Source organism: Yoonia sp. (assembly GCF_046498525.1).
Classification (GTDB): domain Bacteria; phylum Pseudomonadota; class Alphaproteobacteria; order Rhodobacterales; family Rhodobacteraceae; genus Yoonia.
Window position 1 is genome coordinate 1 of sequence record NZ_JAWOAN010000260.1, and the last position, 7,505, is coordinate 7,505.

Consider the following 7,505-nt stretch of genomic DNA (forward strand, 5'->3'; position numbering starts at 1 on the left):
GTTCCAGCAGCCAGATGCATTCATCCGCGTCGCCGCGCGCGATGGCGTCGACACGTTCCTCCATGAACGCCAGCGCATCGGCATATGGCGTCAGCCCGTCACTGATGATCCATTCCGGCATGATCCAGACCCTCTTTGGTGCGGATATGACCGCAGACGCGGCCATTGTCACCCCCGGTCCGATTTTTGCACTTGAGAAGGGCAGGGCAGTTGGTTACAGACCCGTCTACCAAACCATGGTTTTGCGGTCGTGGCGGAATTGGTAGACGCGCAGCGTTGAGGTCGCTGTGAGGTAACACTCGTGGGGGTTCGAGTCCCCCCGACCGCACCAGAGGTAGGACCTCAACAAATCTTGCTGCTTTGTTTCGGCATGACATCGTCAATGCCCGTTATGAAATTATGCTTGCAGTGAATAGCCGATGCGGGCGCAGATTGTCATCTTAACGAATGTGATTACCATTTGGCTTCAGCCCAAGCGCGGCAGGTGCCATCGTACATATTGCGCCATGCGGCATCTTCATGACACCATCGCCCTATGGTCGCCAGTGATCAATGGATACCGAGGGCATATCCAGCGGAATTTGGGCGCCACCGGGATGAAGGAATGAAGCATGAAGTTAGCGACGCCACAGTTCGAGGCCCCTCAAGATGCAACCGCGCGACGCGATATTCCACCGGTGGTCTGCTATCCGCCCGATGCTCTTGCTCCGCCTGACCTCGGGAAACTGTCGGGCATCCGGCAGACTGCGGTTCCTTGCGATGAAATGACAATCTCTCCGCGTGACGCTGCATGCATCGACGTGCCGGCTGGGTGCTTTTTCCGCATTGTTTCCGTGGAGGGTGCGCAAGTGGGTGATCTCAACTTGTGGAGCAAGACCGACCTGACGGAGCGGTTTTATTCTGGCAAGACACGTGCGCTGCACGGCACCCATCTGTCGACGGGTGACCGCATGTGGTCGAGCTTTCCGAACCTGCGTCCGATGGCAACGATCACCGCAGACACACTGGATTGGTACGGTTTCGATGATTTTGGAGGGTCTGTGCACGATGTTATCGGCACGCGCTGCGATCCGTATACCGGACGTCTGTTGTCTGGCAAAGACTACCACAATTGCTGTCATTCAAATCTGACCCGCGCGTTGGCAAAACACTGCGATCTGCCACTGCAAATCGCCGAGACGCATGTTCATGATGTGCTCAATGTATTCATGTGCACCGGCTTTACCCGGGATACGGGTCAGTATTTCATGAAGGCCAGCCCCGTGCGGCCTGGCGACTATCTGGAATTCCACGCAGAGATTGATTTGATTGTCGGCTTGTCGGCCTGTCCCGGTGGAGACTGTTCACATGAACACTCATCGGACGCCGCCGCCTGTTTTCCGCTTCTGGTGCAGGTCTTCGATCCGGGTGACAAGGCGCGGGCATTGCATGAACCAGCCCTCGTGTCGCTCTACGACCGCAGTCATGGAACGGATTGAGCGGGCGATGCACTTGGGTGTTGCGGCTTAATGCGCGTGGGCCTCGAGCCACGTCCCGCTTTCGATCCCGTCCAGTGTCCAGTTGCCCACACGCCAGCGCACCAACCGTAGCGTGGGAAATCCGACATGCGCGGTCATCCGGCGCACTTGCCGGTTGCGGCCTTCGCTGATGGTGATTTCAATCCACGTGTCCGGTACGGATTTGCGGAACCGGACAGGTGGGTCACGCTCCCACAGAGCGGGTGCGTCGATCAAACTGACTTTCGCGGGCCGCGTCGGGCCATCCTTGAGTGTCACGCCCTCGCGCAAGGGCACAAGGTCCTGATCGTTCGGCGCGCCTTCGACCTGTACCAGATAGGTCTTGCTCATCTTGTTCTTCGGATCGGCGATGCGTGCTTGCAACGCGCCATCGTCGGTCAGCACCAGAAGCCCTTCGCTGTCGCGGTCAAGACGCCCTGCGGGATAGACCCCGGGCACGTCGATGAAAGCCGAAAGCGTCGGCCTCGGCGTCGGGCTTTTGGCATCGGTGAACTGCGACAGCACGCCGAAAGGTTTGTTGAAAAGGATCACGCGGGACATGGGGTTGCCTAGCGCGGGTTATGCGGTTTCGTCCATGGTCTTATACGATTTCGCTTTGGTTTATTTTCCCTCTTGCAACGAATCCCAAACTACCCCAAATGCGCATTCATAGACGCCAACGCACGCGCCTCTGGCCGGTGATAGTCAACGCACTCGTGTTTACGTAGCGACGGTAACGTCTCCCTTGGAACTGAGCGGTCTTTGATGGGTATGTCCATTATGGCCGGGTCTTTTGGAGATGACCAATGACGATGCACTTTTCGCCCGATGTGGCGTCACCCTTTATTGATTCCCAGTCGCGCCTGGATGCGTTCGTCGCGAACCAGGCGTTCGATCGTCCGACCCTCGTGATCGATCTGGACCGTGTGGCAACACAGTACCGCGCTTTGAAGGCCGGACTGGGCCGGGCCGACATTCACTATGCTGTCAAAGCGAACCCCGCGCGCCAGATCATTGGCCGTCTTGTGGACCTTGGCGCGCATTTCGATGCCGCGTCGCGTGCCGAGATCGCCTTGTGCCTTGATGAGGGCGCCGAGCCTTCCGAGATTTCTTTCGGCAACACCATCAAGCGCGCATCCGATATCGCATGGGCCTATGATCAGGGTATCCGTTTGTTCGCAGCGGATGCAGAGCAGGAGCTTGAGAAGATCGCCGCGCATGCGCCGGGGTCTTCCGTCTATATCCGCCTGATTGTCGCACATTCAGAGGCCGACTGGCCCTTGTCCCGCAAATTTGGCTGCGATCGTGAGATGGCGTTGACGTTGCTGGATCGCGCCAAAGCTTTGGGGCTGCATCCGGTTGGCTTTTCCTTTCATGTCGGCTCGCAAACACGGCAAGCGGCGATGTGGGCGCCGACACTGGATATCTTTGCAGACATCTGGTCCGAGGCACGGGCCGCAGGCCATGACCTGACCCTGCTGAACATCGGTGGCGGTTTCCCGGCATTCTACGGCGAGGAAATCGAAGCGCCGACGGCCTATGCCGCTGCAGTCATCGAAATGGTCGAAGCGCGCTTTCCCAACCTCGACAAGATAATGGCGGAACCCGGTCGCGGTATGGTAGCGGAATCCGGGGTAATCGTCGCCGAAGTGCTTCTCGTCAGCCGTAAGTCGGCTGATGATATGCACCGCTGGGTTTATCTGGATATCGGGCGGTTTTCGGGCTTGGCCGAAACCGAGGGCGAAGCGATCCGTTATCAGTTGCAAACCGCACGTGACGCTGACCCGATGGGTCCCTGCGTTGTGGCCGGGCCGAGTTGCGACAGCGCTGACGTGCTCTATGAAAAACGCCCGATGTCCCTGCCTGTCACGCTTCAGGCCGGTGACCGCGTCCTGATCCGCAACACGGGCGCCTATACGTCGACCTATTCTTCGGTCTGTTTCAATGGCTTTCCACCGCTGGATGTGGTTGTGATTTAAGGGGTTCTACTGGCGTGCGGTATACGATTGTACGCCAGTAACTCTTTAATATTTAACATACTTTTTGTTTACACGCAGTGAAATGCCGCTAGGTTGCACAAGGAGTGAACGACAAAGGTTCAGACCATGCCGCCGATCGAAGACCACCCGTTGCGCTATGCGATAGCAAATGAATTGCACGCCCGTCCGTTTCCGGCCGTCGAAGCACCCAGCCGTGCGGCCTATCTGGCGATCAAGCCTGCAAACAATGCCGCTGGGCGTGACCGCACTGCCGATCGTGCGCATCTGATTGATTTGCTTGACCGTTTCGGTGCGCAGCATCCGCAGCCTGACGCAACCCACTACTTTGGAAAAATCGGCAAGCATCACCTGAAATGGGAAAGCCATACCGAATTTGTGACCTATACGATCTTCGGTGAAGGGCTGGCAGAGCGGCCATTCGACGCCGCTACCTTTGGGGTGTTTCCAGCCGACTGGCTTGAAGACGCCCCCGGGACCCGCGTGACCTCGGCCTTGATCCGTATCGAGGTCGCCGATGGTGATGACGGCATCATCGAGAAAGCCTGCGCATGGTTCGTTCCCGAAAGTCTCGCCATCAGTCGGGTGGTCGGGGATGATCTGGTCGTTGCGGGCGATTTCCGTATCGATCCTGCCGGTCACATGCGCTTTGCCGTTTTTGCGCGTCCTCATGTGGGCAACCGTCGCATCGGCCGCGTTGTACAGCGCCTGTGCGAGATCGAAACCTACAAGGCAATGTCCATGCTGGGCCTTTACCGCGCGCGCGAGCTTGGGTCCAAACTGGCCCGGTTCGACGAGCGTCTAACCGCCATTCTGGATGACATGCGCGGCTCTGAGGCTGATCCTGCGACAGTGCTGCAATCGTTGCTTGAGGTCTCGGCAGAAATTGAGAATACCATAGCGCAATCCTCATTTAGGTTTGGTGCAACAGGGGCTTACGAGACGATTGTAAATCAGCGGGTCAACGTGCTGCGCGAAGAACGGTTTACCGGCCGCCAGACCTTTGGCGAATTCATGATGCGTCGATTCGACCCTGCGATGCGCACGGTCAAATCGACCGAAGCGCGCCTGCAAGCGATGTCGGACCGCGCCCTGCGCGCCGGTGATCTGCTGCGGACCCGCGTGGATGTGGAACGTTCGGCCCAGAACCAGGAATTGCTGACCAGCATGGATAAACGCGCAGATCTGCAATTGCGCCTGCAACGCACGGTCGAAGGACTGTCCGTCGTGGCGATCAGCTATTATGCGGTCAATCTGGTCCTGAACATGACAGGCCCGCTGGAGGCATCTTTTGGCCTGAGCAAACCCGTCATGGCGGCTGTTGCGACACCAATTGTAGTGGCGCTGGTCTGGGCGATGGTAAACCGCATACGCAAGAAGATGGATTAATCCGTCGCACTTGCGCTGCATGTCATCCATGCTAACCATGTTCCGACGTGAAGACAGGATAATGATGCGGATCGTTTTAGGCATGATGGCGGTGATGTGTGCAGGCAGTGTTTCTGCCGAAGGTCTACCCGCGCCATTGACAGATGCCGATTTCGCACCTGTTGCCGAAGTAGAAGCTCGTTTGGGACAGTTGCTGTTCTACGATCCCATCTTGTCCGGTAACCGGAATGTGTCCTGCGCGACTTGTCACCATCCCGCCTTTGGCACGGGGGACGGCTTGTCGCTGGGGATCGGCGATGGCGGCATTGGCCTTGGACCAAAACGTGTGATGGACCCTGATAATTTGCCCGAACAGCGCATCCCGCGCAATGCGCCTGCGCTGTTTAACCTCGGCGCCCATGAATTCACGGTGCTCTTCCATGACGGGCGGATCGAAGTCGATCCTGACCGCCCGGGTGGTCTGCGGACGCCGCTTGATGCGGATATGGTCACTGGATTTGCGTCGCTTTTGTCCGCCCAAACCATGTTCCCTGTGCTCAGTCCCGATGAAATGGCGGGACATTACAGTGAAAACGATGTGTCACAAGCAGTGCGGCGCGGCGTCATAACCGGCGAGGGTGGCGCATGGGATCTGATTGCGCGGCGTGTGGGCGACAATCCCGCATACGCCAGCCAGTTTCTTGCCGTGTACGATCATATCGATGGGCCAGAGCAGATTACCTTCGCCGATATCTCCAACGCGGTCGCCGCCTTCATGGCGTTCGAATGGCGCTCCGACAATGCGCCCTTCGACACGGTCTTGCGCGGAGAGTTGAGCCTGCCAGAGCCTGCAGCATCAGGCATGGCGCTGTTCTACGGAGAAGCCGGCTGCGCCAGCTGCCACAGCGGTCCGTTTCTGACAGATCACGGCTTTCACGCGATGGGCGCCCCCCAGATCGGTCCCGGCAAGGCGGCCCGTTTTGAAAGCCATGCACGCGATGAAGGCCGGTTCCGGGTGACAGGTGACCCCGCCGACCTTTATGCATTCCGTACACCGTCCCTGCGCAACGTCGCGTTGACCGCTCCTTACGGACATGCCGGTGCTCACGCCGATTTGCGCAGCTTCGTGGCAGCGCATCTGGATCCGTTAAACGGGTTACGGACCTATGATCTGAACGACGCTGTCTTGCCGGAACTCGCAGTGGATGATGCGCGCGGGTTGGCGGATATCGCGGCGATTGCACAAGCGGTGAACTATCAGCCGCGCAATATCAGCGATGCGGATGTCACAGCGTTGGTGGCTTTTCTGGATGCGCTGACCGACCCTGCCGCGTTAGAGGGCCGTCTGGGTATTCCCGATACTGTGCCAAGCGGCCTTCCTGTGGATCAGCCCTGATCGTTATTACTGGCCCCTAAATATCCCCGCCGGAGGCATCAAATCCGCGCGTCAGCGCGCAAGCTTCACAACCTGTCCCGCTTGTGCTTGATGCGTGGTTTCCGCCCCGTCCGGCCAACGCACCGAGATAACGGCCTGAGTTGCGGCACCCAATCCAAAATGTAGCGGTAAAGCCGTGCCACCTGCATGACCCCCACCAATAGTGAGTTGCTGGCTCTGTCGGGTTTCTTCGGTTGCGACCACGACGGTGGCACCGACTGCGTTCACGTTCCCGCCTTGTTGGGTCAGTCTGGCTGTCAGCCAGTTGCCCGTGTCCCGCGTGACATTGCGATACAACTCCATTGGCGCACGACGGTTCATCACTACCAGATCAAGCCTGCCGTCGCCGTCGAAATCGGCCAGTGCCGCGCCGCGTGACCGTTCCTTTGTGGCGATGCCGGCTTCGGCTGCTGTTTCCCGGAAGGTGCCGTCAGCATTCTGCATCAGCAGGTTGTTGGGGTCCTTGATCGCCAAACCCGGCATCTGATCGACGTTGCCCTTTGCGATGAAAAGATCCGCGCGCCCGTCGTTATCGACATCGGCGAATTCCGCGTGCCAACCGGTCGAGGGCCGCCCGTCGTCGCCGGTATGGGGGCGCTGCGCATAGGTGCCGATCGTGAAGGGGGCGGCGGTATAGGTTCCGTCTGCACGCGCTATCTGCATCAGTTGGTCGCCCATCGAGGTCAGCATGACCTCATCGCGGCCATCACCCGTGATATCGCGACTGGCGATGCCCATGCCCCACAAAGACACATTTTGCCAACCGTCCTCTTTTCCCAGAAAACGGGTGTCGGCGATATCCCACATCTGCTCGTATCCGCCGCGGACATAGTAGTGGCGGTCATTGGAAATCCGCAGCGTGGCGCGCCCGCGGGCATCATCGGCGGCAAGAATGGACAGGGGGCAGAAACCGGGGGTGAGGGGGGTGCTTTCATAACCTGCTCTAGCGGGCCGCAGGATCGCGTTGTCATCGCACGCACCAAAGGGGCCTTCGGGATCGTCGCGGTCAACATAGTTACCCACGGCCATCACCGGCGCACCGTCATCTTCCCACCATGCCGTAAAGGCGGTCGACCATCCGTCATCAACGGGCAGAGCGTCACTTGGCACAAAACCGCAGTCGTCCTGTCCCATAAGCAATTGGTTCTGCCCGACGCGCAGCACAAAAAGGTCCATGCGCCCGTCTGCGTCGATGTCCAGCGGATAAGC

Annotated in this window: 6 protein-coding genes and 1 tRNA gene; 5 read left to right on the forward strand and 2 right to left on the reverse strand. The window is 58.8% G+C overall.

From position 1 onward, the window contains the following. Window positions 1–244 precede the first annotated feature (244 nt). Together R6T97_RS15605 and R6T97_RS15610 are read left to right on the forward strand one after the other, a co-directional pair. Window positions 245–331 (forward strand) — tRNA-Leu (locus tag R6T97_RS15605). 280 nt (window positions 332–611) lie between these two features. Next, complete coding sequence (locus R6T97_RS15610; protein ID WP_410350209.1) at window positions 612–1,478, forward strand: urea carboxylase-associated family protein; 867 nt, start codon at window positions 612–614, stop codon at window positions 1,476–1,478. A 27-nt stretch (window positions 1,479–1,505) separates the two neighbouring features. Here the strand turns inward: R6T97_RS15610 and R6T97_RS15615 are convergent, their stop codons facing one another. Then, window positions 1,506–2,057, reverse strand: coding sequence for a pseudouridine synthase (locus tag R6T97_RS15615; RefSeq protein WP_410350210.1), 552 nt, complete (start codon window positions 2,055–2,057; stop codon window positions 1,506–1,508). Between the two features lie 245 nt (window positions 2,058–2,302). Between R6T97_RS15615 and R6T97_RS15620 the strand changes: the two genes are divergently transcribed. From R6T97_RS15620 to R6T97_RS15630, 3 genes are all read left to right on the forward strand, one after another. Next, window positions 2,303–3,475, forward strand: coding sequence for a type III PLP-dependent enzyme (locus tag R6T97_RS15620; RefSeq protein WP_410350211.1), 1,173 nt, complete (start codon window positions 2,303–2,305; stop codon window positions 3,473–3,475). A 126-nt stretch (window positions 3,476–3,601) separates the two neighbouring features. Then, window positions 3,602–4,882, forward strand: a complete 1,281-nt coding sequence (locus tag R6T97_RS15625; RefSeq protein ID WP_410350212.1) for a DUF3422 family protein — start codon at window positions 3,602–3,604, stop codon at window positions 4,880–4,882. Between the two features lie 64 nt (window positions 4,883–4,946). Beyond that, on the forward strand, window positions 4,947–6,257 hold the full coding sequence (locus tag R6T97_RS15630) for a cytochrome-c peroxidase (protein WP_410350214.1): 1,311 nt from the start codon (window positions 4,947–4,949) through the stop codon (window positions 6,255–6,257). 51 nt (window positions 6,258–6,308) lie between these two features. Here the strand turns inward: R6T97_RS15630 and R6T97_RS15635 are convergent. Further along, window positions 6,309–7,505, reverse strand: a 1,197-nt coding sequence (locus tag R6T97_RS15635; protein WP_410350213.1) for a CRTAC1 family protein, incomplete at its 5' end; no start/stop codon positions are given.